We start from the raw sequence: 26,880 nt of genomic DNA on the forward strand, positions 1-26,880 counted from the left end.
ACGTAAGAGTAAGAGTGCGTTTGGGTCATCCAGTATTTATTTTGGCCGTGTCTAACCTTTTTTGACAACTTTTTGGTTTAAGGAGGTGGCGTCTTGTTGGACGTGCTAGCTTTTGTGGGGATGTTTATACTTTTCGTTGGTATTATATCGGGACTTGTGTGGGGAGTCTGGCAGATATTTAACAATTTTAAGTCGTGATGGTGTTGATTAATCGTGTCGATTAATTATTTTATTGAGAACATGATAAAAGGGTCTATATACAACCGAAAGGGGAAGGTACATATGTTGTGGATTTTCTTGCTATACGGTGGAACGATGTTAGCTGTGGGACTCGTTTTATTTTTGCGTTTTATTGGGCCTGGTTGGAGAGAGCGAAATAACTGCGTGTTATGCGGACAGGAAATCGAGAAGGATAAGCAAAAAGTATATAAAGTGTTATTTAACGCTGCTATGGAGGAAGAAACGAAGTGCAAGAATTGTGAAGTTAATCAAAGAAGATAAGAAAGTTTCATTGAAGTCGGATATAAGAGAAGCCGACCCTAAGAGTTTTTATTTACAGGGGGGTACATTTAAATAATACAAAGAAGAAAAGCGCCATTGAAAGGAATGACGCTTTTTTCTATGCCCGCTATAATGATGTAGGCGGGATTGGTGGTATAGCTGTTCATAACTAGTGCTTCTCGAAACAAACAAGATGTCGAATGAGGACAGTAAGTCCAACAATTTCCGGGGAAATATTACCGGAATAGACGTAATGTGAGGGAATAGTCATGGGTGTTGACCATATACCGCCCCTCATATACAAAAGGATTGCAGAACTGTGTTAAAGCGATGACTTAATAAGAATCAGGGTACATGGATCGATTTTCAGAATGGTTCGTCAGGAAGGTTCGATAGACATCATGCTGCATATTCCCAATCGCTTCTACAAGTACAATGATTTTGTCATCCTTTACATAAGATTCGTATTGCTGAGCATCTTCTTTAGGTATGCCAGCTTTATGAAGGGAATGTGTAACTCCTTCCCCTCCGGCATTTGATTCTTCGCCAGAATTGAATGCGATTGGCCCCGCTGAAGTTAATGTTCCTCCACCAGGAACAGGTACCAGACCTATATTTGTAAGCAGTCCCCCGATCCCACCTAAAGACCTTCCGGAAATAGCTCCTAGTTCAGTTGCACTTCCAGCACCATCCGCTATTTCATCATGACTAGATGAGGATGGAGAATTCTTCTCATCTCCCAATCTCTTCACACTTTCCTTTTCTTTTGCGAAAACAGAAATGTCGTTTGAATCATATCCAAGGTGTTGTAACTCTGATATGGCGTTCTCTGCATGGTTTAATTCCGAGAAAACGCCGCCTATAATCTTAGTATCCATGAGATCAACCTCCTAGTTTATCTTCTTATAGTATTCTATACCCGAAAAATTGGTAGATGACCCCTTGAATGGGCAAATTAAAAACTATAGGTGGACATAAAAAAGATTTGATGTGTAGAGGGATGAGAGAGCGGAAAGAACATTCATTCGTTTCCTTTCTTATTTTTTCGGTTATATAAAAGTGTGAGCCAATAGAAGTAATTAGGGAATAAATAAAAGAGTATGTAAAGAAAGGATGAGACATAGTGAAAGTACTAGTAGTTGGTGCAAATGGACAAGTTGGGAAACATCTTGTAAAGAAAATTCAAGATACAGAAGGTATTCAAGCGAAGGCTATGATCCGAAAAGAAGAGCAAGCATCTTACTTTAAAGATCTAGGTGCTGAACCGGTCGTAGTTGATCTAGAAGGAACTCCTGACGAAATTACGAAAGCAACGGAAGGTGTAGATGCTGTTGTGTTCACAGCTGGTTCAGGACCAAACACAGGACCTGATAAAACGATGCTGATTGATCTAGACGGTGCTGTGAAAACAATTGAAGCGGCTAAATCAGCAGGCGTTAAGCGTTATGTGATGATCAGTTCATTCGATACAACGCGTGAGGCGATCCAGGAAGCTCCATCTTCCTTCTCCCCATATGTAGCCGCGAAGCACTATGCGGATGACTGGTTAAGAAGAACGGATCTTGATTATACAATTATTCACCCTGGCATGCTGACAAATGATGAAGGAACTGGCCAAATTGAAGCTTCAGAGAAAGTGGAAAGAGGCGAGATTCCTCGTGAAGATGTAGCAAGCGCCATTTTAGCAAGTCTTAAGCAAGAATCTACAATCGGTAAAGAATTTCAGATCGTTGGTGGATCCAAATCTGTTAGTGATGCAGTCGGTTCCCTATAACCCCCTGTTGTAAAAAGAGAACATGTAAATGAATTCCTCTCAAGGGTTTACTCTTGAGAGGAATTTTGGTTACAGGTCTCAAATTGATCAAACGTTTGATCAATGAATAGATCCCCCATCATATAGGAGTTTTCGAGCTGAGCCATTTTCAGATAGAGGGGGCCGTTATGTTTGTTGAGTGGTTGGGATGTCTTGGGAACGGCTCGCTTTCCGCGGGCGAGCTGTCGAGCCTCCTCGGGAAAACCACCCTGCGGGGTCTCGTCGACCTCTTTCTCCCGCAGGAGTCTCCCCGTTCCCAAGACACCCCTTGCAATGTTTTGGACTAACGGCCCTATTTAGGCATGTTGAACAGCTCCCTCACACATATATGACATGTTTTCCGTTCCTCCTATATATGGAAAAGGTGGTTCGGGAAATTGCGAGACTCCTGCGGCAGTAGGAGCCAGTCTAGTTCCGGCGTGGAGGACCTAGCGTGATAAGTCATCTTTTTTCCAAAGGCTAATCGCCTTTTCCAAAAAGCTGTCTTATCCGTACGGTCCTAGGCACCACGCCTGCACTTTTCAATCTAGGGGAGACCCCGGAGGGAGCGAACGCGACTGAGGAGGCTCCCCAGCTCGCCGCGGAAAGCGAGTGATTTCCCGAACCACCTTACGCTCTAATAAGGCAAACGGAAACATTCTCTCAATTACGAGTAAAACACACGAAAGCCTCCCATTAATAGGGAGGCTTTTCGTTTAGTTATTTCTTGTTTACAGAAGCATCATAAATGACGTCTACAGCGTGCTGTAGTGACTTATTGAATTCTTCGTCAGATTGATTCGCATTCAAGTCAGCGATCAATGCACGAGAGAAGCTTGCAATTAGGTTTTCATTTTCTTTCAACTTCTCATTGGCTTCGTCACGAGAATACCCGCCTGATAAGGCAACGACACGTACAACGCGAGGATGCTCAGCTAATTCCTTATACGTATTTGCTTTCGTTGGAATAGAAAGTTTAAGCATCACGTTTTCGTCTTCTGTAAGGTCATTTAAGTTTTTCAGAATTTCATCTCGTAGGATTTCTTCAGATTTCTCTTTATCTTCACTGTGAATGTTTACTTCTGGTTCTATGATTGGCACAAGGCCTTCAGCGATAATTTGTTTACCTGCTTCAAATTGCTGGTCGACGACAGCTTTGATACCTGATGGGTTTGGCTCATGGATGACTGAGCGCATCTTCGTACCGAAGATGTTTCGTTCGTTGGCACGGCGTAATGTTTCTTCTAAGTCGTGAATAGGTTTCATAAGCTGTACGCCGTTTTCTTTGTCAGCTAGTCCTTTGTCCACTTTAAGGAACGGAACAATGTCATTGTCAGCAAGGTAGTCGGCTGTATATTTGCCTTCGATTTCACGATCCATCGTTTGTTCAAATAGGATCGTGCCTAGGATCTTATCGGAATCAAAAGCAGGAGACGTTATGATTCTTGTACGCATTTGGTGAACTCGATCAAACATCTCATCTTCGCCAGAATAAGCATCTTCTGGTACACCATAATCTGCTAATGCTTTCGGTGTACTTCCGCCACTTTGGTCAAGTGCGGCAATAAATCCTTTACCGTTTTTGATTTTATCGAATTGTTTGTTGTTCATGGTTCCCACTCCTTTTTTGAAAAAGTCCATTAGTATACTTCCCTTAATTGAACGTTGCATAACATGGAATCTTTTAAAGAGACTGTATTGATAATTTTATTGCTATATTATAAAGTAGATAAAGTGGATAATAATTGTCTGCTTTTAAGGGGTGATGATATGCAGATGAAAACAGGGGTAGAGCAAGCTGTCTACGCTTTACTAATCATGAATTTCCTGCCCAATAAAGCTGTTGTGCCAGGAGAAGTGATCAGTGAACATTTGGGAGCTTCACCAACCTATTTTCAAAAAATACTCAGGAAAATGGTCAGCGCAGATCTAGTTGCATCTGTACCTGGCAAAAAAGGTGGGGTCAAAATGAAACGCGACCCTCAAGCGATTACGATCTATGACGTATATTTAGCAATAGAAGGAAAACAATCGCTTTACTCATCGACAGGTGTCTTTTACGACCTGGTGAACATCCAAGAAAAAAAGGTGGATATCCTCTCTAGTTTAATGGGGGAGGCTGAACAATCTTGGAAAGAGATCTTAAAAAGAGAAACCATATATTCCTTGAATGAGAAAATTAAAGAAACCTGCCCAGAGGAAAGCATTGAGCATTTGCGTAATGCGATTGAAGATAAGATGGTTATATAAATAAAGGAGGAATCAACATGGAAAACTTAAGTAAATATTTTGATTTGTTCGATCAGTCAAGAACAAGTAAGTGTGCGATGGAAGAGTTGAATCAGTTATTCACCGAGGACTTTGTATTTGTGTTAAATGGAGATAGAAAACAAGGAATTGAAACTTGGAAACAATTTATGAAGATGATTTTTCAAAACAATATCGATATTAAGCATATGTATGAAGGTTGGGAGAAGGTAGAAGGATCAGACTTATATGAAACACGATGGGCTGTTTGTGGCAAGCTTGCTTCAGGAAAGGTTTATACACAGACTGGGAAAGACATGGCTCGGCTAAATGATTCCGGGAAAATTGTTTATCTTGAAAACGTTCCTGACGCGCAAGATTTATTTAACTCCTATTAAAGAGTAAGAAAGGAACAGGAATCCTGTTCCTTTCAGTAATGTTTATTCGTTCTTAACTTTCCACGCTTGTTCAAACAGAATGACAAGCCCTGTGCCAATGAGGAGGCCGTTGCTCATTAAGTTTTGGGCAAGGGCAGGTAGGTCTTTGAACACTTCAGCTGGAAGGAACATAGTTGCCATACCAAATAAGTACGCGACCCCGACAATGGTGATCTTTCTCGAATCCAATGGTTGCATGGTTACGTTGTTTAGTGCTAACCCGACGAGCTGAACGAATGAGGCCATTAAAGCCGCATTGGCGATTGGGGCAGGGATACTTGAAATAAACGCCACGACCGGTGGGAAAAAAGCAATAATGACAAGTAAGATCGCTGCATAAATAAAAGGTTGCTTTCGCTTTTGGCCTGTTAAAGCAATAAATCCAGCAGAAGTGGCTAAAGGGACGTTAGCGACAGAAGCAAATACACCAGCAATCCCGTGATTAATCCCGGAGAAGGCTGTTCCTTTATTCACTTCATCACCTTGACCCTCTTGTTTCATTCCTAACGTCTGCTTCACCGCAACAATGGAAGCAACAATATTAGAAATGGATATAATTGCGGTTATAAAAGCAATTGGAATGATACTAAAATTAAAGTCTGGGGCTCCAAATGCAAACCATTCAGGTGCAGCAAACAGGCTCACTGAAGCTTGCTCCCCCTCTCCTCCTACTACAATCCTAAAAGCAATCCACCCGATAATGATTCCAATAAAGACGGCATAACTGCTTAACCATCCTCTGGCAAACGTTGATAAGCCGAGGACGATAAAGAATGTTAAAAAGGCGAGTAGAGATTGTTTCCCTTGAATAAGACTAACCTCACCTTGAAGTCCAAGCATTCCTTTTAGGAAGGTACCGCTTAGTTGGACGGTTAAGAGTAAGAAAAATGTCCCTGTAACGAGGGGTGTGAAGATGGGCAAGATTTTCTGAGAAATCTTAAAAGCTCCGAAGAGGAATAAAAAGATTCCTGTAACAATCATTGTGGCTTCAAGGGTTTGGAGGGTGCCTTTATACGTGCCGCCCGCTTGAATACCTGTGATGGCCATCACGGAGAAAATGCTTACCCAAATCCCGGCAGGTCCCTCAAAAATCGGCAGCTTGTGCCCAAACAGCGCTTGTAATAAAGACGCGATTCCTACAGTAAAGAACGTTCTTTGCATTAAACCGGATATTTCTAAGAAATCTAGTTGATAAATCGATCCAATAACGATGGGCATAGCAACAGAACTAGCTAGAAGAAACACAAACCACTGAAAGGTTTCCATGGTATTCGTTGATATTGTTGCTTTATTCACTATGTACACTCCTTGTAAAAATCCTCATAATTTAAACGAATAAATAACTTATCTAGTTTATCACTCTCTATTTACCTAATGATAGATTTAAATTTTAAAGATCAATAGCCGACATCTTATGACTGCAAGGGACTCTGTGAATATGATAAAATTGGAAATGGGTAAAGAGGGGGAAGGGGTAAATGGTTTCCCGGCTGTCCCCTATATTCAATAAATGAAAATAAAGAAGAAGGCTCCCAATAGGGAACCTCCTTTCTAATAACGATTTAGCTTCTACGACGTCTTCGTCGGTTGCAGTGCGTACATACATTTCCGTTTCGGTCTACTTCACATTCGCAAACAACATCTCTGCGACGTCTGCCATGACCGCCTTTTCTCTTGTAGCCATGACCGTTCATGCCATCATCAGACATATCGTCATCCATCATATCTTCTTCCGTTTCCATGTCTTCATCCATATCATTCTCGCCACGTCTACGACCGCCTCCGCATTTCCCATCACGCTCACAACGTGGTGTGAAAGGGGCGCTTTCTGTAGAAGATTCCATTACGAGGCCTTGTGCTAATTCATTTACGATTTGGGTTTCTGTTCCATTAATAGATAGTTGTAACGTAGGTGCTAATGTTCCGCCGAAGCGGTTGAAGATGAATTGATCGGGAAGTGATGGTAACTGGTCCAAGCTAACACCATCAAGGTTGTAGTAGTTAATAAAGCTTAGCGTAGACAGGTCTGGTAATACGATCCATGAATAAGCTTGAAATGGTTCTTCAGGTGGGTTCGCTACAACGAGTCCGCCTTCACCTAAAGGAACATAGTTACCACGGAAGTCGTTAGCCACGAAGCCATACAGACCATCTGGACCGTCAAGGCCTGGGGCAAACGTGAACTTATGGCTTACAATAAATAGGTGGTAACGTCCGCCTACATAGACAATGTGTGGACGCTCTAGCTGTTGGTTCACACAATCTGCTTCAAGAATTGGAGGGAGAAGTTCCCACTCACGGTAATCGCTGCTACGAAGAAGGGCTACTCCTACATTTCCATTAAAGTTGGCAGAGCCGTCCGGAACATCGTTGCCACTTCGGAAGTCTCCATCTCCAATGTTTTCTGGGTTACATTCACGATCGATTGGCTGTTGAGGTGTGGCTGTGTTTCCTTCAAAAATAATATATTCACAGCCGCTCTCAGGATCGATCCAATACCAAGGGTCACGGAACGAGTAAATAATCCCACCGCTTGATTGTTCCTGAGTTTGATAGAATTCGCCGTCTGGGACGAGGATGATGGAGTGCTCTTCCCAGTTATTGAATAGAACACCATTCAAATCAGAGAAGACGTCCCCTTTTGCGAACGCCATGCGCTGTTCATACGTGACTTGTGCTTCATTGCGACGACCGGTAGCCGTGTAGAAGAAAAAGATTTCTCCGTTTTCTACAAAAGCTGATCCAGCCCACTGACGAGAACCTAATGCATCCCCTTCTGGGAATACGACGCCCCCTGGAATCCAGTCTTGACCATCTCGAGCATAGAAGTATCGAATCGTTGCGATGTCATGACGTTTGCCAGGTAGCACGCTTCTTGGAGCTGTAAGAGAGAAAATGACACGCCATCCTCCAGGAAGAACTGCGATTGAACCATCTTTCTCACGAAGAGGCCACGTGTCCCATACCCAAAGGTCTGGTGCAGTATCTTCAAATGGCTCTTGGATGATTGGTGCAGCGTTATCTGAAGTGATTCGAATTTGTTCCGCTTGTTGTCTGGTCCAAGCAGAGGGGGTAGCCCCTTGACTCTGCTCTAAGCAACATTCGAACTTTTTGCAGAACTTATTGCATTTACGGCAGCGGCCGTCTTGGTCATATTGACAGTTGTTATTTTGATGCATTCTACCAATTCCTTTCCAACATATGAATTTGCTTCTATTTTTAGAAGCTTGCTATAGATTATGCGAGAGGGTGAGATTGGTATAGACAAACTGTCCGGTGTAACTGCGCATTTTATCAAATGCAGGCGGTTGTAAGGGTTTAGGGGATTTTTTTCCTGCGCATTCTACTGCACATAGGCTAGTCGGATGTAGTATAGTTGGAATAGACGAAAAATTCTAATAGATAGTAGAAGATTATTTCATAGGAGGAATCCAATAACATGTCTCAGCAAACTTACTTAGCTCATGGAAAAGTACATGATCTATTTCAGAACATACAGAGTGTCATGATCGGTAAAGAAGAAGTGACAACATTAAGTATCGTAGCTTTACTTGCGAAGGGTCATGTTCTCTTAGAAGACGTCCCGGGTGTAGGGAAAACGATGCTTGTTCGAACACTATCAAAGTCAGTGGACTGTGAATTTAGACGTATTCAATTCACACCAGATCTATTACCTTCTGACGTAACGGGAGTTTCTATTTATAACCCTAAAACGCTTGAGTTCGAATTTCGGCCAGGCCCACTGTTAGGGAATATTGTGCTTGCGGATGAAATTAACCGTACTTCCCCTAAGACTCAGTCTTCGTTGTTAGAAGGGATGGAGGAAAGTCATGTAACGGTTGATGGGAACACAATTGAACTTAAAAGCCCGTTCTTCGTTATGGCTACTCAAAACCCAATCGAATATGAAGGCACATATCCACTACCTGAAGCCCAGTTAGATCGTTTCTTATTGAAATTAAATATGGGGTATCCTTCAGCAGCTGAAGAGATGCAGATGCTTGACTTAATATCGAATGACCATCCGATCAACCGAGTTCAGGCCGTTATGACGAAAGAAGAACTGATCGAGTTACAGAATCAAGCAAGTGAGGTGTATGTTGACCCGAATATTCAACGGTATATCGTTAATGTGGTTTCAGAGACAAGACGTCATCCGTCAGCTTACCTCGGTGTGAGTCCTCGTGGATCGATCGCACTTATGAAAGCGGCAAAAGCGTATGCTTTTATTCAAGACAGGGACTTTGTTCTTCCGGATGATGTAAAGTACTTAGCGCCTTTCGTATTATCTCATCGTCTCATTCTGAATTCAGAAGCGAAGTTTGAGGGAATGAACTCCAGTGATTTAGTGAATGACATCCTACAAAAAGTCTCAATCCCAGTGCGTAAGGAAACATAACAGATGAAGCAAACACTCAATGTCGTGACGAAATTCGTGTTTACGATTCTTCTTTTTGTCATTTTATATGCTTATGCTATGTTTCAGGGTGGCTTTGTAAGTTGGTTCCTGTTTTACGGGATGCTTCCGTTCCTATTATATATGTTAGGGGTATTGCTCTATCCAATTTCTAATTGGAATATAGATCGAACGCTGTCTAAATATATGTTTCAATCTGGAGATACGTTAGCGGTTGACGTTCATATAGAAAGGAAGTTTCCATTTCCTCTTTATTATTGTGTCATAGAGGAATATGTTCCTGAGACACTCAATAGGGTAGGGACGAAATCAGAAGGTTATCAATATATGGGTAATCCTGATGAACTAAGAAAGGCGAAACGAATTAAGCGGGTGGCATTCCCTTGGTTCAAGCGTTCCATTCACTTTCATTATGAATTGCCCTATCTACCTCGAGGGGAGCACCATTTTCATAGTATACGAGTAAAGACAGGGGACTTCTTTGGGTTTGTATCAAAGCAAGCTTATTATACAGTACCTGGCAGAGTGCTCGTATATCCTCACAGAAGAGGCGTCTCGATGACGAAGCGAGTGAACAGTTTTGATGAGGGAGCAGCTCCTTCCTATTCTCAAACAAAGCGGGATACCACTGTTGTAACAGGTGTAAGAGAATATGCGCCAGGAGATAGATTCTCTTGGATTGACTGGAAAACATCAGCTAAGAAGAATGCTATGATGACGAAGGAATTCGAACAACAGAAGAGTTCTGATGTATTGCTTGTTCTTGATGCTACTGAAGGTGTTGGAGAGAAACGATTAGCGTTTGAAGGAAGTGTGGAACTGACGGCTTCCATCATTGAAAACTATAAGAGAAGGGAATCTCAGCTTGCGTTCTTGGTTTTAGGGAGTGAACATAAATTCTTTCCTTTCACGAAGGACCGTACTCAGTACGATGGGATGAATCAGTACTTATCTAAGATCGAACCAGTAGGGAAAACAACATTTGCTGAATCATTATTGAAGCAGCAACAAGGATTGCCGAATCACTTAATCGTTATGGTTGTCTCGCGCAGTCTCGCCCCTTCCTTAAAAACTTCATTAATTCGATTGAAAGAAAAACATGCGCGAGTTGTTTTCTTTTATATAGAAGCAAAAGAACAGATCACGAGTGAACAACGGCAATTCCTTCGTGAGTTAGGTGTGAGTGGGGTTGTGGTTAATGTCTTGTCAGAATCAGAAATGACACAAGTGAAATTTGAGGTGAATACATAATGGCGAACGACCCAGTCGAGCGTAATCAATCTTTGTTTAGAGGGATCGTTTATCTTTGTGGATTCTTACTGTTCTGGGAATGGCTCCGGCCTTTAGATCAAATTACCGATACAGCTAACATGGCTGTATTTGTTGTATATGCTGCATTTTGCTTCTTCTTATCGTTTATTCACTTACCGTGGTTTTTGACTGTCCCTATGAAACTTATAGGCTTAGCTTTTGTATTAGATGGGTTGTTTATTGGGCAACGGTTCCTTAGTGGAGAATGGTTCCGGTATGTTTATGAACATATTCAGTTTAATTTCGATGTAATGCTGGCGAATCAGTGGTGGCAGATGACCCCTTTATTCCGTAGTATGCTTTTCTTACTTTTGCTGTGGTTAATGAGTTACTTGCTTTACTACTGGTTTGTCATAGCAAAGCGAACGAGTTTCTTTGTTATATTGACGATTGTATACGTAACCGTCTTGGATACATTCACGGTATATGAAGGTAAGGGAGCGATTATCCGAACGTTCCTGATCTCCCTGATTGCAATGGGCTTGTCTAGCTTCATTAAAGAAATGGAGAAAGAATCGATTACCATTAGGGGGAAGCGTCTCTATCAGGCGTGGATTATCCCACTTATGGTTGTAGTCTTATTTGCAAGTGTGATTGGCTATGCAGCGCCTAAGAAAGCCCCTCAATGGCCCGATCCCGTTCCGTTTATCCAAGGGGCGGTAAACGGTGTAGGAGGTTCAGGTGGCAACTCGATTCAGAAAGTAGGGTATGGCACGAACGACGAACAATTAGGTGGCTCCTTTGTTCAAGACAATACTCCTGTCTTTCAAGCTGTAGCTGATAATGAACATTATTGGCGTATTGAGACGAAAGACGTTTATACGGGGAAAGGGTGGATTCGCTCTAGTGAAGGGAACCCGAGTGAGCAGGTAGTCGCTAATGATATTAACTTAGGGTACTTTAGTGATGCTGTTAAGCGTGAAGACAAGGTGGCAACGATCGCGATGAATGATAATGCCACGTTTTCAAAACTTGTCTATCCATATGGCATTCAAAAGGTGTCGGACAGTGAAGCGGACACATTAGTCATTAACCCGACTACAGGGGAGATTCTACCTCAGAAGAATGGAGAATCGATTCAGTTAAATGGGTATGAGCTCTCCTACGCGCAGCCTAGTTTCTCCTTCTCGCAGCTTTCAGAAAGTGGAACGGATGATCCGCCGCAGATTGATCAGGCTTACACGCAATTGCCAGAGAGCTTGCCACAACAAGTCAGAGATTTAGCGGAAGAGATTGTTGCGGAAAGTAGCAACCGTTATGAGAAAGCGCGTGCTGTTGAAGAATACTTCCAGCGGAATGGCTTCGAGTATAGTACGAACAATATTCCTGTGCCAGATGAAGAGGAAGATTATACAGCCCAGTTCCTATTCGACACCCAAGTTGGCTACTGTGATAATTTCTCTACTTCAATGGTCGTACTCCTGCGTAGTGTAGGTGTTCCGGCCCGGTGGGCTAAAGGTTTCACGGGTGGAGAGCAAATTGACTCTATAGAAGTAAATGGAGAACTTAAGAACGTCTATCAGGTAACGAGCGCTAACGCTCACTCTTGGGTAGAGGTTTACTTCCCAGATGTAGGCTGGGTAGCTTTTGAACCGACGAAAGGCTTTGGCAACCATACAGACTTTTATTTAGAAGATACTGGGGAAGAGGACCAAGAATCCTCAGAGGTTGACGAGAATTTACAAGAACAGCTAGAACAAAACCAAGAACAAACACCTGAAATGGATGAGCAAGATATGGCGAGTGAGGCAGACGAATCCAATGGAAGCGGAGGGAGCTTTACAGTTCCTGCGTGGCTATGGATTGTATTGGCTGTATTTGTTCTTGTTTCTCTAGGGTTGGCGTATAAATATCGCTATCACTTGATGACTATCTATTATAGAAAAAAGTATATCCAGCATCCAGGTCAGCGGAATTATGAAGCGGCGTACGAATTTCTATTGAAAGTATTAGATAAGAAAGAGGATCTGAACCGATCAAGCGATCAGACACTCCAGGAGTTCGCTCATTCCGTTGATGAACATTATAGAAGTCAGGAGATGGGGCAATTAACCTATTACTACGAGCGGCTTATTTATCAAAAAGATTCATCCCAGCATCCATGGGATAAAATGAGTGAATTGTGGGAAAATTTAATTAAAAAGACGTTGTCTTGACCGGGAATCGTTAGCTTGATAGAATGATTGCAACTTAATTATTCCCTTCGTATATCCTCGATAATATGGTTCGAGAGTCTCTACCGGAGCACCGATAATGCTCTGACTATGAAGGTGGGAGTCGTATATCATTCTCTAGAACCAGGAAATAATGAGGGGACTTCTGCCTTTTCTATAGTCATAGAGGCAGAAGTCTCTTTTTTTATTGACCAAAGCGAAAGAGGACATTAAAGGGCAAAGCAAATACAAAGGAGTGAAGCGCATCATGATAGAAGTTCATGACAAGATTTTAGTATTAGACTTCGGAAGTCAGTATAACCAGTTAATCACAAGACGGATTCGTGAGTTTGGGGTATATAGCGAACTCCATTCTCATCGATTAACAGCAGAAGAAATTAAAGAAATGAATCCGACTGGCATTATTTTATCCGGTGGACCCAACAGCGTTTATGCTGAAGATAGCTTCCGTTGTGATCCGGCTATATTTGAACTAGATATCCCTGTTCTTGGTATTTGCTACGGAATGCAGCTTATGACTCATCACTATGGTGGTAAAGTGGAACGTGCGCTTCAAAGAGAATACGGGAAAGCTAACCTACAAGTAGAAGGAGAGCCTTCTTTATTTAAAGATCTTCCAAAAGATCAAGTCGTCTGGATGAGTCATAGTGACAAAGTTGTTGAAGCTCCGGCAGGTTTCTCTGTTGATGCAACGAGCCCTTCTTGCCCTGTGTCTGCTATTAGCTTTGAAGAGAAGAAGATGTACGGGGTACAGTTCCACCCAGAAGTGCGTCATTCTGAATATGGCAATGAAGTACTGAAGCGTTTTGTCTTTGATATATGCGACGAAAAAGGCGACTGGACCATGGAGAACTTTATTGAACTTGAAGTGGAGAAAATTCGCGAACAAGTAGGCGATCAAAAAGTTCTTTGTGCCCTAAGCGGTGGAGTTGATTCTTCTGTAGTAGCAGCCCTGATCCATCGTGCAATTGGAGATCAACTTACGTGTATCTTTGTTGATCACGGCTTACTTCGTAAAGATGAAGCGGACACGGTGATGGAGACATTTAGGGAAGGGTTTAACATGAATGTTATAAAAGTGGATGCACAAGAGCGATTCATGTCTAAGCTAAGAGGCGTTTCAGATCCTGAACAGAAGCGTAAGATTATCGGGAATGAATTTATTTATGTCTTCGATGAACAGGCCGAAGAGTTAAAGGATATAGACTACCTTGCACAAGGAACGCTTTACACAGACATTATTGAAAGTGGAACGGAGACCGCTCAGACCATTAAGTCTCACCATAATGTAGGTGGCCTTCCGGAAGATATGCAATTTAAGCTGATCGAACCATTGAATGCGTTATTTAAAGATGAAGTTCGTGCCTTAGGTACAGAACTAGGGGTTCCAGACCATATCGTGTGGCGCCAACCTTTCCCGGGACCTGGTCTTGCGATTCGAGTATTAGGTGAAATTACAGATGAAAAGCTAAAAATTGTTCGTGAATCAGATGCAATCCTGCGTGAAGAGGTGAAGAACGCAGGGTTAGAACGTGACATCTGGCAGTATTTCACGGTGTTACCTGACATCCGGAGTGTTGGTGTTATGGGTGATGCTCGCACCTATGATTATACAGTTGGCATTCGTGCTGTAACGTCTATTGATGGGATGACATCAGATTGGGCGAGGATACCATATGATGTTCTAGAGCTGATTTCAACTAGGATAGTGAATGAAGTGGACCACGTGAATAGAATTGTGTATGACGTGACGAGCAAGCCGCCTAGTACTATTGAGTGGGAATAACGAACAATTAATTGATGTTAGTTTAGAATATTCGTATTTAGCATTGACTCTTCTCGTTTTTGCTAGTATGATAGAACTAGATAAAATAAAACACGAACCGTCGTATAATATTGGGGATAGGGCCCAAGAGTTTCTACCGAGTTACCGTAAATGACTCGACTACGATGGAGCATATGATTCAAGTGGATTCTAGTAATCTCTCTTAATCATGAACTCTGTCTTTGGATCAGAAACTCTTGGCGCTTAACGCTAAGAGTTTCTTTTTTTATATCGACTGGTTTCGGGGAGGGTCTAACATGAAAAAATTCTTTCAATTTGAAGAGCTGGGGACAAACTTTCGTACAGAGTTTATAGCTGGTTTAACAACGTTTCTAGCCATGGCATATATCCTTGTCGTCAACCCGATTACATTAGCGCTTGTAGGTGTAGAGGATTTACCGGAGGGTGTAACAAGGATTGATCAAGGTGCTGTGTTTACAGCTACCGCAATTGCCGCAGCCGTTGGTTCATTAATTATGGGGGTTCTGGCAAAATACCCAATAGCATTAGCTCCAGGTATGGGGCTGAATGCCTTCTTCTCCTTTACCGTTATGTTGCAGTTCGCCATTCCATGGCAAGAGGCATTGGCAGGAGTGCTTGTATCAGGACTTATCTTTATTGTTTTAACCGTTACGGGTCTAAGAGAGAAGATTATAAACGCCATCCCAAGCAATTTAAAGTTAGCAGTGGGAGCGGGAATTGGACTGTTCATTGCGTTCATTGGCTTTCAAAATGCCGGGATTATAACAGGGAATCCAAACACACTTGTTGCGTTAGGAGATTTAACGCAGCCAGCGACCCTTCTTGCGATCTTTGGATTAGTTATTTCAGTAATTCTAATGTCCCTTAATATAAAAGGTGGAATCTTTTACGGAATCGTGATTACAACGATTGGTGGAATCATCGTTGGTTTAATTGATACGCCGTCAGCCGTAGTAAGTACACCACCAAGTGTTGCTCCGACATTCGGAGCTGCTATTGAGAATTTACCTTCTGTACTTGTTTCAGGAGAGATGTGGATTGTCATCTTAACATTCTTATTTGTAGACTTCTTTGATACTGCCGGAACACTTGTCGCTGTTGCAACGCAAGCTGGTATTGTAAAGGAGAACAAGTTACCGCGTGCTGGTCGTGCTTTATTTGCAGACTCTGCGGCAACCGTAGTAGGTTCAGTAGTGGGGACTTCAACGACTACTTCCTATATAGAATCGACAGCAGGTGTAGCAGCTGGAGGTCGCTCAGGCTTCACCTCAGTTGTGACAGCAGGTTTCTTCCTTTTATCACTCTTGTTCTCTCCATTGTTAAGCGTCGTTACAGCAGAAGTAACAGCGCCAGCTCTGATTATCGTTGGTGTATTGATGTGTAGTTCGTTGAAGAATATAGATTGGGACCAATTCGAAATAGCTGTTCCGTCTTTCCTTACCGTCATTGCGATGCCACTAACGTATAGTATTGCTACAGGGATAGCGATTGGCTTTATCTTTTATCCATTAACTATGATATTAAAAGGAAGAGGGAAAGAGATCCATCCAATCATGTATTTCTTATTTGTTGTTTTCCTGGCTTATTTTATATTCTTAATCTAATTTCTTTTTAACAAGGATGAGGAGCGCCATGACAGTGGTTGCTCCTCTTTTTTTATGAGAATTTAGGGAAGGGGAAGAAAAAGATTTTAGAAAAACTATTGCAGAACTCTTAGGTCCCGTGGTACATTATTAAACGTTGCGTTAACGACAACGCAAACAACAAAACGATCTTGAGGTAGTGATCAACAAACGCATTTGCCTTTCTATTAATATAGAAGAGATCAGGTTGAAAAAGATGATAGTAAACTTAAAAAAGTTATTGACTCAAAATCAACCGCATGATAAGATGTTTAAGTCGCTGTTAAACGACGCAAACAACAAACGATCTTGAGGTAGTCATCAACTAACGAATGATTCCTTGTTAATAAAGAGATCGGGATGAAAAAAGATGAAAATAAACTTAAAAAAGTTATTGACTCAAAATCATCCACATGATAAGATATAAAAGTCGCTGTTAAACGGCGGACAAGCAAAAGAAACACATTGAAGAAACATTTGATCTTTGAAAACTGAACGAAACAACATGTAACGTCAATGTCTTTAAATTATTTTTTAAAGCCAGTAATCATTTATTTGATGCTAGGCAAACTCTAACTTTATGGAGAGTTTGATCTTGGCTCAGGACGAACGCTGGCGGCGTGCCTAATACATGCAAGTCGAGCGCGTGAATCAACATGATCCCTTCGGGGTGATTGTTGTGGATCGAGCGGCGGACGGGTGAGTAACACGTGGGCAACCTACCCATGAGATCGGGATAACTCCGGGAAACCGGAGCTAATACCGAATAACCCAGTGAACTGCATGGTTCACTGGTAAAAGGCGGTTTCGGCCGTCACTCATGGATGGGCCCGCGGCGCATTAGCTAGTTGGTAAGGTAACGGCTTACCAAGGCGACGATGCGTAGCCGACCTGAGAGGGTGATCGGCCACACTGGGACTGAGACACGGCCCAGACTCCTACGGGAGGCAGCAGTAGGGAATCTTCCGCAATGGACGAAAGTCTGACGGAGCAACGCCGCGTGAACGATGAAGGTCTTCGGATCGTAAAGTTCTGTTGTTAGGGAAGAACAAGTGCCAGAGGAAATGCTGGTACCTTGACGGTACCTAACCAGAAAGCCACGGCTAACTACGTGCCAGCAGCCGCGGTAATACGTAGGTGGCAAGCGTTGTCCGGAATTATTGGGCGTAAAGCGCGCGCAGGCGGTTTCTTAAGTCTGATGTGAAAGCCCACAGCTCAACTGTGGAGGGCCATTGGAAACTGGGGAACTTGAGTACAGAAGAGGAGAGTGGAATTCCACGTGTAGCGGTGAAATGCGTAGATATGTGGAGGAACACCAGTGGCGAAGGCGACTCTCTGGTCTGTAACTGACGCTGAGGCGCGAAAGCGTGGGTAGCAAACAGGATTAGATACCCTGGTAGTCCACGCCGTAAACGTTGAGTGCTAGGTGTTAGGGGGTTTCCGCCCCTTAGTGCTGAAGTTAACGCATTAAGCACTCCGCCTGGGGAGTACGGCCGCAAGGCTGAAACTCAAAAGAATTGACGGGGGCCCGCACAAGCGGTGGAGCATGTGGTTTAATTCGAAGCAACGCGAAGAACCTTACCAGGTCTTGACATCTTCCGCTATCCCTAGAGATAGGGAGTTCCCTTCGGGGACGGAATGACAGGTGGTGCATGGTTGTCGTCAGCTCGTGTCGTGAGATGTTGGGTTAAGTCCCGCAACGAGCGCAACCCCTAATCTTAGTTGCCAGCATTCAGTTGGGCACTCTAAGGTGACTGCCGGTGACAAACCGGAGGAAGGCGGGGATGACGTCAAATCATCATGCCCCTTATGACCTGGGCTACACACGTGCTACAATGGATGGTACAGAGGGCCGCGAGACCGCGAGGTCAAGCAAATCTCAAAAAACCATTCTCAGTTCGGATTGCAGGCTGCAACTCGCCTGTATGAAGCCGGAATCGCTAGTAATCGCAGGTCAGCATACTGCGGTGAATACGTTCCCGGGCCTTGTACACACCGCCCGTCACACCACGAGAGTTGGCAACACCCGAAGTCGGTGAGGTAACCTTTTTGGAGCCAGCCGCCGAAGGTGGGGCCAATGATTGGGGTGAAGTCGTAACAAGGTAGCCGTATCGGAAGGTGCGGCTGGATCACCTCCTTTCTAAGGATTATACGGAAAGCGTAGGCGGCTTGAACAGAGGCGTACGGATAAGCGAGCAAGCGGAAGTGGCGTTAAGCCACTGCAGCTTGATTGCTTATCTCGCTAGCCTCTAGCCGCCGGAGCTAGACACAATATCGCGTTCATGTTTGTTTCGTTCGGTTTTGAAAGATCGATTCTTCAAAAGTATAAGGAATGGGCCTGTAGCTCAGCTGGTTAGAGCGCACGCCTGATAAGCGTGAGGTCGGTGGTTCAAGTCCACTCAGGCCCACCATTTCTGTTTCTAAATTTAATTATGGGGCCTTAGCTCAGCTGGGAGAGCGCCTGCTTTGCACGCAGGAGGTCAGCGGTTCGATCCCGCTAGGCTCCACCAATTTCTATTAGTACCTTGAAAACTAGATAAGAATTAGACATCAAACCAACGTTAGATTTAACGTAAGCATCATTATGATGCGTCTTTTCACATTGATTTTAGATAGTTAAGTGAATAAGGGCGCACGGTGGATGCCTTGGCACTAGGAGCCGATGAAGGACGGGACTAACACCGATATGCTTCGGGGAGCCGTAAGTAGGCTATGATCCGGAGATTTCCGAATGGGGAAACCCACTACCCGTAATGGGGTAGGATCCTTAACTGAATACATAGGTTAAGGAAGGTAGACTCGGGGAACTGAAACATCTCAGTACCCGAAGGAAGAGAAAGCAAACGCGATTTCCTGAGTAGCGGCGAGCGAAACGGAATCAGCCCAAACCAGAGAGCTTGCTCTCTGGGGTTGTAGGACACTCCTTTGGAGTTATCAAGAAACAAGATAGATGAATGATCTGGAACGGTCAGCCGAAGAAGGTAACGGCCCTGTAGTCAAAATCTTGTTTCCTCCGGAGTGGATCCTGAGTACGGCGGAACACGAGGAATTCCGTCGGAATCCGGGAGGACCATCTCCCAAGGCTAAATACTCCCTAGTGACCGATAGTGAACCAGTACCGTGAGGGAAAGGTGAAAAGCACCCCGGGAGGGGAGTGAAATAGAACCTGAAACCGTGTGCCTACAAGTAGTTGGAGCCCGTTAATGGGTGACAGCGTACCTTTTGTAGAATGGACCGGCGAGTTACGATCCCATGCAAGGTTAAGATGAAAAATCGGAGCCGCAGCGAAAGCGAGTCTGAATAGGGCGAAATAGTATGTGGTCGTAGACCCGAAACCGTGTGATCTACCCATGTCCAGGGTGAAGGCCAGGTAACACTGGCTGGAGGCCCGAACCCACGCACGTTGAAAAGTGCGGGGATGAGGTGTGGGTAGCGGTGAAATGCCAATCGAACACGGAGATAGCTGGTTCTCTCCGAAATAGCTTTAGGGCTAGCCTCAAGGTAAGAGTCTTGGAGGTAGAGCACTGATTGGACTAGGGGCCCTCATCGGGTTACCGAATTCAGTCAAACTCCGAATGCCAACGACTCATCCTTGGGAGTCAGACTGCGAGTGATAAGGTCCGTAGTCGAGAGGGGAACAGCCCAGACCACCAGCTAAGGTCCCTAAGTTTATGTTAAGTGGAAAAGGATGTGGAGTTGCTCAGACAACCAGGATGTTGGCTTAGAAGCAGCCATCATTTAAAGAGTGCGTAATAGCTCACTGGTCGAGTGACTCTGCGCCGAAAATGTACCGGGGCTAAACATAACACCGAAGCTGTGGATTGTTCTTACGAACAATGGTAGGAGAGCGTTCTAAGTGCAGTGAAGTCAGACCGTAAGGACTGGTGGAGCGCTTAGAAGTGAGAATGCCGGTATGAGTAGCGAAAGAAGAGTGAGAATCTCTTCCACCGTAAGTCTAAGGTTTCCTGAGGAAGGCTCGTCCGCTCAGGGTTAGTCGGGACCTAAGCCGAGGCCGAAAGGCGTAGGCGATGGATAACAGGTTGATATTCCTGTACCACCTCCTTTCCGTTTGAATGACGGGGGGACGCAGTAGGATAGGGAATCCGCTCCACTGGATGTGAGCGGCCAAGCAGTGAGTGAGATGCATAGGCAAATCCGTGCATCAATCACAAGCTGTGATGGGGAGGGAACTATAGTACCGAAGTTCCTGATTTCACACTGCCAAGAAAAGCCTCTAATGAGGAAAGAGGTGCCCGTACCGCAAACCGACACAGGTAGACGAGGAGAGTATCCTAAGGTGATCGGGAGAACTCTTGTTAAGGAACTCGGCAAAATGACCCCGTAACTTCGGGAGAAGGGGTGCTCCTTCATAGGAGGAGCCGCAGTGAAAAGGCCCAATCGACTGTTTAGCAAAAACACAGGTCTCTGCGAAACCGAAAGGTGAAGTATAGGGGCTGACACCTGCCCGGTGCTGGAAGGTTAAGGGGATGAGTTAGCTTAGGCGAAGCTTTGAACCGAAGCCCCAGTAAACGGCGGCCGTAACTATAACGGTCCTAAGGTAGCGAAATTCCTTGTCGGGTAAGTTCCGACCCGCACGAAAGGTGCAACGAATTGGGCACTGTCTCAACAAGAGACCCGGTGAAATTATACTATGCGTGAAGATGCGCATTACCCGCGACAGGACGGAAAGACCCCGTGGAGCTTTACTGTAGCCTGATATTGAATGTTGGTACAGCTTGTACAGGATAGGTGGGAGCCGTCGATACCGGAGCGCTAGCTTCGGTGGAGGCATCCGTGGGATACCACCCTGGCTGTATTGACATTCTAACCCAGGACCGTAATCCGGTCCGGAGACAGTGTCAGGTGGGCAGTTTGACTGGGGCGGTCGCCTCCCAAAAAGTAACGGAGGCGCCCAAAGGTTCCCTCAGAATGGTTGGAAATCATTCGCAGAGTGCAAAGGCACAAGGGAGCTTGACTGCGAGACCTACAAGTCGAGCAGGGACGAAAGTCGGGCTTAGTGATCCGGCGGTACCGCATGGAAGGGCCGTCGCTCAACGGATAAAAGCTACCCCGGGGATAACAGGCTTATCTCCCCCAAGAGTCCACATCGACGGGGAGGTTTGGCACCTCGATGTCGGCTCATCGCATCCTGGGGCTGTAGTCGGTCCCAAGGGTTGGGCTGTTCGCCCATTAAAGCGGTACGCGAGCTGGGTTCAGAACGTCGTGAGACAGTTCGGTCCCTATCCGTCGTGGGCGTTGGAAATTTGAGGAGAGCTGTCCTTAGTACGAGAGGACCGGGATGGACGCACCGCTGGTGCACCAGTTGTTCCGCCAGGAGCACAGCTGGGTAGCTACGTGCGGAAGGGATAAGTGCTGAAAGCATCTAAGCATGAAGCCCACTTCAAGATGAGATTTCCCATCACTTCGAGTGAGTAAGATTCCTTGTAGACGACAAGGTTGATAGGTCGGAGGTGGAAGCGTGGTGACACGTGCAGCTGACCGATACTAATAAATCGAGGGCTTATCTATCTAAAGCGCAAACGACCGCTTAGACCCGTACGGATAAGACAGATTCTTGGAAAAGGCGATTAGCCTTTGTAGAAAAGATGACTTATACGCTAGGGTCTGGGAGTTGGAGCTGGAAGCCAGTTCAAGCGCAAACACGTGATCAGGCACGATGTCGTAATTCTTATCTAGTTTTGAAGGTACTCCTTCAACAAAACAATAGTATGGCGGTTTTGGCGAAGAGGTCACACCTGTTCCCATGCCGAACACAGAAGTTAAGCTCTTCAGCGCCGATGGTAGTCGGGGTTTCACCCCCGCAAGAGTAGGACGCCGCCATGCATTTCAAAAATAAACCCAGAAGATCAATTCTTCTGGGTTTATTTTTCGTCTAAAGGCTTAATTTTAATTTTGTTTCGTTTTCCTTCTTCTTGAATCATTCGGTGTAGTTGGATAACGACAATGCCATTACGGTAAGTGGCCTGCATGCGATCTCCTCGTACAGGGTAAGGGAGCTCTACTTTTCGTTCAAATGTGCCCTGGAGGATTTCTTCTTGTATACACTGTTTCTGAGCGGTTTGTAGAGATATGATGCCTTTAATTTCTAGTATAGAGTAATCCACAAAGATATCTAGGTCATCTAGGTTTTCTAATCCTGGTACATTCACCAGTAGCAAAAGTTCATTGTCCGATTTGTACATATTGATTTGAGGGATAGTTGGTTTTAGAATGCCTTCAAATTCTCCCCAAAAATCTTCCCCAAAAAATCGGTCCATGTTCTGACGCCAGTTATTCATATTTTGGAAAGGGTCCATCTTAATTCGCTCCTTTTGGATCTATTAATGGTGCTTTTGGTGCTCTTTCTCTGTCCTTTTTCCATTTATAACAAAAAGAAAGTAGAAATTAATTGAGAATTATTAATGGATTGCGCTATAGTGTATGCATAAGAGGTAAAGTGGGTGAATGTCCCGTATTTGGGAAATAAACAATTATTAGTTCCAAGAGAGGAGTCGGTCTCGTTTTTATGGAGAATCTGTTAGAGAACAGTTGGGCAATGGTGTTGATTATTTTAGTAGTCAATATCGTATATGTATCGTTTTTAACGATTCGAACGATCTTTACTCTAAAAGGTCAGCGTTATTGGGCAGCCTTTATTAGTGTATTTGAAATTACAGTTTATATTGTAGGCCTTGGTCTTGTGCTTGATAACCTCGATCAAATTCAAAACGTCGTTGCCTATGCTTTAGGATTTGGTTTAGGTGTTATTGTAGGAATGAAAATTGAAGAAAAGCTTGCTCTGGGATATATTACGGTAAATGTCATTTCATCTAATCCGGATATTGAGTTTACTAAAAAATTGAGAGACAAAGGTTATGGTGTAACGAGTTGGTTTGCTTACGGTATGGAAGGGGATCGTCTGGCCATGCAAATCCTTACACCTCGTAAGTATGAATTGTCCTTATATGAAACCATTAAAAATATTGACTCTAAAGCCTTTATTGTCGCTTACGAACCAAAGCAAATTCGGGGCGGTTTCTGGGTGAAACAAGTAAGGAAAGGGAAGCTGAACAAAGATGGGTAAACAAAAGAAACGGTTTACAGTAGAAGAAGGCGATACCATTGATTCTGTGCTTAATACAATGAAAGAAGAAGGCTATACACCTATTCGCCGTGTAGAAGAGCCGATCTTTCAGGAACATATTGAAAATGGTGAGAAGAAAGTAGAGCCGATTGGAAGCAAGATCGTGTTTGATGCTGTAAAACAAAACTAATGCGAACGATAGTATAACAATTGAATAAAACGTTCGGAAAATGTTGCTTTTTTCCCTGACTATTGGTACTATACGAATAGACAGTCATGGTTTGTCCGGGAGGTAGGACAAGCTAAGAACGTGACAAGTGAGCCTATTATCTTTTTATCCATAGATAATAGGCCCTTTTATTTAATGGGAGGATGATGATTGTGATTGAACGTTATACACGACCTGAAATGGGTGCTATTTGGACGGATGAAAATAAGTATAAAGCTTGGTTAGAGGTCGAAATTTTAGCATGTGAAGCATGGAGTGAACTAGGGTACATACCATCGGATGATGTTCAACGACTTCGTGAAAATGCCTCGTTTGATACGAACCGTATACTAGAAATTGAACAGGAAACTCGTCACGATGTTGTGGCCTTTACACGTGCTGTATCCGAGACGCTTGGGGAAGAGCGTAAATGGGTTCATTATGGTCTGACTTCGACGGATGTTGTCGATACGGCCTTATCTTATTTGTTGAAACAGGCGAATGATCTTATACGTCATGATTTACAGACATTTATTGATATCCTAGCTGATAAAGCGAAAGAGCATAAGTATACTGTTATGATGGGACGTACTCACGGAGTTCATGCCGAACCGACTACATTTGGATTAAAGCTTGCTCTATGGTACGAAGAGATGAAGCGCAATCTAGAACGCTTTGAGATGGCTGCTCATAATATTGAATTTGGGAAGCTCTCAGGTGCTGTTGGAACTTATGCGAACATTGACCCATTTGTTGAAGAATACGTTTGTGAGAAGCTTGGATTGACGCCTGCCCCTGTCTCCACTCAAACACTTCAGCGAGATCGTCATGCGCACTATCTTTCTACGCTATCCTTAATTGCGACATCTATTGAGAAATTTGCAGTCGAAATTCGTGGTTTACAAAAATCTGAAACCCGAGAAGTTGAGGAGTTCTTTGCTAAAGGACAAAAAGGGTCCTCTGCAATGCCTCACAAGCGAAATCCGATTGGTTCTGAGAATATGACGGGCCTTGCAAGAGTAGTGAGAGGTCATATGCTTACAGCTTACGAGAACGTTCCTCTTTGGCACGAGAGAGACATCTCCCATTCATCAGCTGAGCGCATTATCCTACCTGATTCTACAATCGCACTTAATTATATGTTGAATCGTTTTAGTAAAATCGTGAAGAACCTGACCGTTTATGAAGACAATATGAAGAAGAATATGGACAAGACATACGGGTTAATCTTCTCTCAACGAGTCTTGTTATCTCTTATTGATACAGGGATGTCTAGGGAAGAGGCTTATGACATTGTACAACCAAAGGCTATGGATGCTTGGGAAAGAGGTGTGCAGTTCCGTGAACTTGTTGAAGAGGATGAACGGATTACTAGCGCTTTAAGTGAAGAGAAGTTGGATGAGTGTTTTGATGCAACCTATCATTTGAAAAATGTTGACCATGTGTTTGAGCGAATTGGCTTAAGCTAACACTCTATAAAAGCCAAAATGGATACAAAAAAGCTATGGCAGTTGCCATAGCTTTTTTTGTGTCTACTTTTTCTTTATATTGGCTGCTTTTGCATCCTGATTTAAGGCAATCAGTAAGGACCAGCACATAAACAGGAGTATAAAGGCGAACGGGAAGGCGGAAACAATGGCGGCTGTTTGTAGCGCACCGAGGCCTCCTGCTCCTAGTAATACTGCTGCAGTAGCTGCTTGGATAACACCCCAGCTTAACTTCACAACGTTTGGTGGGTTTAAGCTACCGTTTGTTGTTTGCATTCCTAGAACGAATGTTGCTGAGTCAGCAGATGTAATGAAGAATGTGCTGATTAGTAAGATTCCGATAACCGTTAGGATGATTCCCATTGGTAAACCTTCAAATGTACCAAATAGAGCTTGTTCTGTTGGTAAGTCGATTAGACTTGTGTTTCCATCTAATGCTTGACGAAGACTTGTTCCTCCGAATACAGCGAACCAAAATGCACTGAAGATACTTGGTCCAAGAAGTACACCCATGATAAATTCACGAATTGTACGTCCTTTTGATACACGTGCAATAAATGTACCAACAAACGGTGACCAAGAAATAAACCAAGCCCAGTAGAAGACCGTCCATCCTTGAATCCAATCGTTTTGGTCAGAGCTTAAAGGTGCCATTTGGAATGACATCATTGGTAAGTTCTGAATATAAGAACCTAATGTTGTTGTAAAAGTGTTCATAATGAATACAGTAGGACCTAATATAAGCGTCATTGCAATTAGACCAACTGCTAATACAATGTTCGTATTACTTAAGTACTTAATACCTTTACTTAAGCCACTCCATGCTGAAATCATAAAGAGCACTGTTACAATCGCAATAATGATGAACTGGGTGAATTTCGTATTTTCAATTGGAGATATATACGCTAGCCCGCCTGCGATTTGGGTAGCACCAAGTCCAAGGGATGTAGCTACACCAAATATTGTAGCAAATACAGCGATAACATCGATAACTGTACCAAGTGTTCCTTTTGTTGCTTTCTCACCTAATAGCGGTTCGAAAGTTGCACTAATAACACCAGGTGCTTTACGACGGAATTTGAAATAACCGATCGCAAGAGCAATCACTGTGTAGATGGCCCATACGTGAAAGCCCCAGTGGAAGAATGCGTAGCGAAGAGCTTTCTTAGCTGCTTCAGTTGTTTCGGCATCTCCAGTTGGTGGAGTTGCAAAGTGTGCTAATGGTTCAGCTGAACCCCAGAATACAAGGCCAATTCCCATACCAGCACTAAATAACATAGCGAACCATGTAATTGTTTTATATTCTGGTTTATCGTTAGGTTGTCCTAACTTTAGCTTCCCATAAGGGCTGACTACTAAATAAATAGAGAAGATTAGAAATATAGATACAGTGAGTAAGTAAAACCAACCGAATTTGTCGGTAAGAAATCCTTGGATCTCTCCAGAAACAGCTTGTAAGTTACTTGGCGAAATCGTTCCCCAAAGAACAAAGACTGCTGAAATAGCGAGTGATATCCAAAAAACAGGAGTTACCTTATTCATCGAATCCCCTTCCTGATACAAATGTAATTATTTGTTTAGTTTAAACTGTACATTTGGTATAAACGTTTTGTTCCGAATATAAGTGTAACATTTTTTTAAGAATCGTCAATAAATAATTACTTAGCTGGTAGTATACTATTAAAAATTGAAGGAATTGGAATTATGCTGGGTAGGTCAGGGGTTGTCTGTATGGTAAACATACCCCGCCTCAGAGAATGTAAACCCCTACTATTAATATTATTAAACATTAC

18 protein-coding genes, 2 tRNA genes, 3 rRNA genes and 2 riboswitches are annotated in these 26,880 nt (G+C 43.6%); of the genes, 17 read left to right on the plus strand and 6 right to left on the minus strand.

The window, feature by feature from the left end; translation table 11 throughout:
- The first annotated feature begins 282 nt into the window (after positions 1-282).
- Positions 283-501 carry a hypothetical protein gene (locus tag ACYX4O_RS01750; RefSeq protein ID WP_476354032.1) on the plus strand — a complete coding sequence of 73 codons (219 nt, stop codon included), beginning with the start codon at positions 283-285 and terminating at the stop codon, positions 499-501.
- A 335-nt stretch (positions 502-836) separates the two neighbouring features.
- On the opposite strand, the gene ACYX4O_RS01755 is transcribed toward ACYX4O_RS01750, so the two are convergent.
- Positions 837-1,379 carry a general stress protein gene (locus ACYX4O_RS01755; RefSeq protein ID WP_476354034.1) on the minus strand — a complete coding sequence of 181 codons (543 nt, stop codon included), beginning with the start codon at positions 1,377-1,379 and terminating at the stop codon, positions 837-839.
- A 245-nt stretch (positions 1,380-1,624) separates the two neighbouring features.
- Here ACYX4O_RS01755 and ACYX4O_RS01760 point away from each other — a divergent pair, with 245 nt between their 5' ends.
- Entirely contained in the window at positions 1,625-2,275 is a 651-nt protein-coding gene (locus ACYX4O_RS01760; protein ID WP_476354036.1) for an SDR family oxidoreductase, read from the plus strand.
- A gap of 738 nt (positions 2,276-3,013) precedes the next feature.
- On the opposite strand, the gene ACYX4O_RS01765 is transcribed toward ACYX4O_RS01760, so the two are convergent.
- Positions 3,014-3,904: a fructose bisphosphate aldolase gene (locus tag ACYX4O_RS01765; protein ID WP_207528954.1), complete on the minus strand. Its 891-nt coding sequence runs from the start codon at positions 3,902-3,904 to the stop codon at positions 3,014-3,016.
- 159 nt (positions 3,905-4,063) lie between these two features.
- Between ACYX4O_RS01765 and ACYX4O_RS01770 the strand changes: the two genes are divergently transcribed.
- Both ACYX4O_RS01770 and ACYX4O_RS01775 read left to right on the plus strand, forming a co-directional pair.
- Positions 4,064-4,543 carry an RrF2 family transcriptional regulator gene (locus ACYX4O_RS01770; RefSeq protein ID WP_476354038.1) on the plus strand — a complete coding sequence of 160 codons (480 nt, stop codon included), beginning with the start codon at positions 4,064-4,066 and terminating at the stop codon, positions 4,541-4,543.
- Positions 4,544-4,560: 17 nt separating this feature from the next.
- On the plus strand, positions 4,561-4,938 hold the full coding sequence (locus tag ACYX4O_RS01775) for a nuclear transport factor 2 family protein (protein WP_476354040.1): 378 nt from the start codon (positions 4,561-4,563) through the stop codon (positions 4,936-4,938).
- A gap of 42 nt (positions 4,939-4,980) precedes the next feature.
- Here ACYX4O_RS01775 and ACYX4O_RS01780 read toward each other — a convergent pair whose 3' ends face one another.
- Complete coding sequence (locus tag ACYX4O_RS01780) at positions 4,981-6,273, minus strand: purine/pyrimidine permease (RefSeq protein ID WP_476354042.1); 1,293 nt, start codon at positions 6,271-6,273, stop codon at positions 4,981-4,983.
- Positions 6,274-6,539: 266 nt separating this feature from the next.
- Positions 6,540-8,156 (minus strand): glycoside hydrolase family 68 protein, encoded by a 1,617-nt coding sequence (locus tag ACYX4O_RS01785; RefSeq protein WP_476354044.1) that lies wholly within the window; start codon positions 8,154-8,156, stop codon positions 6,540-6,542.
- A 260-nt stretch (positions 8,157-8,416) separates the two neighbouring features.
- Between ACYX4O_RS01785 and ACYX4O_RS01790 the strand changes: the two genes are divergently transcribed.
- The 10 genes from ACYX4O_RS01790 (at position 8,417) to rrf (ending at position 22,152) form a co-directional block, all read left to right on the plus strand.
- On the plus strand, positions 8,417-9,376 hold the full coding sequence (locus tag ACYX4O_RS01790; protein ID WP_476354045.1) for an AAA family ATPase: 960 nt from the start codon (positions 8,417-8,419) through the stop codon (positions 9,374-9,376).
- 3 nt (positions 9,377-9,379) lie between these two features.
- Positions 9,380-10,645 carry a DUF58 domain-containing protein gene (locus ACYX4O_RS01795; protein ID WP_476354047.1) on the plus strand — a complete coding sequence of 422 codons (1,266 nt, stop codon included), beginning with the start codon at positions 9,380-9,382 and terminating at the stop codon, positions 10,643-10,645.
- Positions 10,645-12,861 (plus strand): transglutaminase-like domain-containing protein, encoded by a 2,217-nt coding sequence (locus tag ACYX4O_RS01800; protein ID WP_476354049.1) that lies wholly within the window; start codon positions 10,645-10,647, stop codon positions 12,859-12,861. Before ACYX4O_RS01795 ends, ACYX4O_RS01800 begins: the two co-directional genes overlap by 1 nt.
- A gap of 27 nt (positions 12,862-12,888) precedes the next feature.
- Positions 12,889-12,990: riboswitch (purine riboswitch) on the plus strand.
- 136 nt (positions 12,991-13,126) lie between these two features.
- Positions 13,127-14,665 carry a glutamine-hydrolyzing GMP synthase gene (guaA, locus tag ACYX4O_RS01805; protein WP_476354051.1) on the plus strand — a complete coding sequence of 513 codons (1,539 nt, stop codon included), beginning with the start codon at positions 13,127-13,129 and terminating at the stop codon, positions 14,663-14,665.
- An 80-nt stretch (positions 14,666-14,745) separates the two neighbouring features.
- A riboswitch (purine riboswitch) is annotated at positions 14,746-14,847 on the plus strand.
- Positions 14,848-14,961: 114 nt separating this feature from the next.
- Positions 14,962-16,290, plus strand: coding sequence for an NCS2 family permease (locus ACYX4O_RS01810; protein WP_476354053.1), 1,329 nt, complete (start codon positions 14,962-14,964; stop codon positions 16,288-16,290).
- 595 nt (positions 16,291-16,885) lie between these two features.
- Positions 16,886-18,448 (plus strand): 16S ribosomal RNA (locus tag ACYX4O_RS01815).
- A gap of 194 nt (positions 18,449-18,642) precedes the next feature.
- Positions 18,643-18,719 (plus strand) — tRNA-Ile (locus ACYX4O_RS01820).
- A 23-nt stretch (positions 18,720-18,742) separates the two neighbouring features.
- A tRNA-Ala gene (locus tag ACYX4O_RS01825) sits at positions 18,743-18,818 on the plus strand.
- A 104-nt stretch (positions 18,819-18,922) separates the two neighbouring features.
- A 23S ribosomal RNA gene (locus ACYX4O_RS01830) occupies positions 18,923-21,837 on the plus strand.
- 199 nt (positions 21,838-22,036) lie between these two features.
- A 5S ribosomal RNA gene (rrf, locus tag ACYX4O_RS01835) occupies positions 22,037-22,152 on the plus strand.
- The 16S, 23S and 5S rRNA genes sit together here with 2 tRNA genes alongside, the layout of an rRNA operon.
- A gap of 38 nt (positions 22,153-22,190) precedes the next feature.
- On the opposite strand, the gene ACYX4O_RS01840 is transcribed toward rrf, so the two are convergent.
- Positions 22,191-22,625, minus strand: coding sequence for an Hsp20/alpha crystallin family protein (locus tag ACYX4O_RS01840; RefSeq protein ID WP_476354055.1), 435 nt, complete (start codon positions 22,623-22,625; stop codon positions 22,191-22,193).
- Positions 22,626-22,834: 209 nt separating this feature from the next.
- Here ACYX4O_RS01840 and ACYX4O_RS01845 point away from each other — a divergent pair, with 209 nt between their 5' ends.
- From ACYX4O_RS01845 to purB, 3 genes are all read left to right on the plus strand, one after another.
- Positions 22,835-23,392, plus strand: a complete 558-nt coding sequence (locus ACYX4O_RS01845) for a DUF2179 domain-containing protein (protein WP_476354057.1) — start codon at positions 22,835-22,837, stop codon at positions 23,390-23,392.
- Complete coding sequence (locus ACYX4O_RS01850) at positions 23,385-23,582, plus strand: NETI motif-containing protein (RefSeq protein WP_188655431.1); 198 nt, start codon at positions 23,385-23,387, stop codon at positions 23,580-23,582. Before ACYX4O_RS01845 ends, ACYX4O_RS01850 begins: the two co-directional genes overlap by 8 nt.
- Before the next feature lie 191 nt (positions 23,583-23,773).
- Positions 23,774-25,069: an adenylosuccinate lyase gene (gene purB / locus ACYX4O_RS01855; protein WP_476354058.1), complete on the plus strand. Its 1,296-nt coding sequence runs from the start codon at positions 23,774-23,776 to the stop codon at positions 25,067-25,069.
- A 63-nt stretch (positions 25,070-25,132) separates the two neighbouring features.
- Here purB and ACYX4O_RS01860 read toward each other — a convergent pair whose 3' ends face one another.
- Positions 25,133-26,629, minus strand: a complete 1,497-nt coding sequence (locus ACYX4O_RS01860; protein WP_476354060.1) for a glycine betaine uptake BCCT transporter — start codon at positions 26,627-26,629, stop codon at positions 25,133-25,135.
- Positions 26,630-26,880 lie beyond the last annotated feature (251 nt).

This window comes from Pontibacillus sp. ABV4_188 (assembly GCF_056311905.1).

Excerpts from the sequence above, each read along its gene's own strand:
- ACYX4O_RS01800 (WP_476354049.1), top strand. The coding sequence starts at position 10,645 with ATGGCGAACGACCCAGTCGAGCGTAATCAATCTTTGTTTAGAGGGATC.
- guaA (WP_476354051.1), top strand. The coding sequence starts at position 13,127 with ATGATAGAAGTTCATGACAAGATTTTAGTATTAGACTTCGGAAGTCAG.
- ACYX4O_RS01850 (WP_188655431.1), top strand. The coding sequence starts at position 23,385 with ATGGGTAAACAAAAGAAACGGTTTACAGTAGAAGAAGGCGATACCATT.
- ACYX4O_RS01860 (WP_476354060.1), bottom strand. The coding sequence starts at position 26,629 with ATGAATAAGGTAACTCCTGTTTTTTGGATATCACTCGCTATTTCAGCA.
- ACYX4O_RS01810 (WP_476354053.1), top strand. The coding sequence starts at position 14,962 with ATGAAAAAATTCTTTCAATTTGAAGAGCTGGGGACAAACTTTCGTACA.
- ACYX4O_RS01790 (WP_476354045.1), top strand. The coding sequence starts at position 8,417 with ATGTCTCAGCAAACTTACTTAGCTCATGGAAAAGTACATGATCTATTT.
- ACYX4O_RS01845 (WP_476354057.1), top strand. The coding sequence starts at position 22,835 with ATGGAGAATCTGTTAGAGAACAGTTGGGCAATGGTGTTGATTATTTTA.
- ACYX4O_RS01755 (WP_476354034.1), bottom strand. The coding sequence starts at position 1,379 with ATGGATACTAAGATTATAGGCGGCGTTTTCTCGGAATTAAACCATGCA.
- ACYX4O_RS01770 (WP_476354038.1), top strand. The coding sequence starts at position 4,064 with ATGCAGATGAAAACAGGGGTAGAGCAAGCTGTCTACGCTTTACTAATC.
- ACYX4O_RS01750 (WP_476354032.1), top strand. The coding sequence starts at position 283 with ATGTTGTGGATTTTCTTGCTATACGGTGGAACGATGTTAGCTGTGGGA.
- ACYX4O_RS01775 (WP_476354040.1), top strand. The coding sequence starts at position 4,561 with ATGGAAAACTTAAGTAAATATTTTGATTTGTTCGATCAGTCAAGAACA.
- ACYX4O_RS01785 (WP_476354044.1), bottom strand. The coding sequence starts at position 8,156 with ATGCATCAAAATAACAACTGTCAATATGACCAAGACGGCCGCTGCCGT.
- ACYX4O_RS01840 (WP_476354055.1), bottom strand. The coding sequence starts at position 22,625 with ATGGACCCTTTCCAAAATATGAATAACTGGCGTCAGAACATGGACCGA.
- ACYX4O_RS01795 (WP_476354047.1), top strand. The coding sequence starts at position 9,380 with ATGAAGCAAACACTCAATGTCGTGACGAAATTCGTGTTTACGATTCTT.
- ACYX4O_RS01765 (WP_207528954.1), bottom strand. The coding sequence starts at position 3,904 with ATGAACAACAAACAATTCGATAAAATCAAAAACGGTAAAGGATTTATT.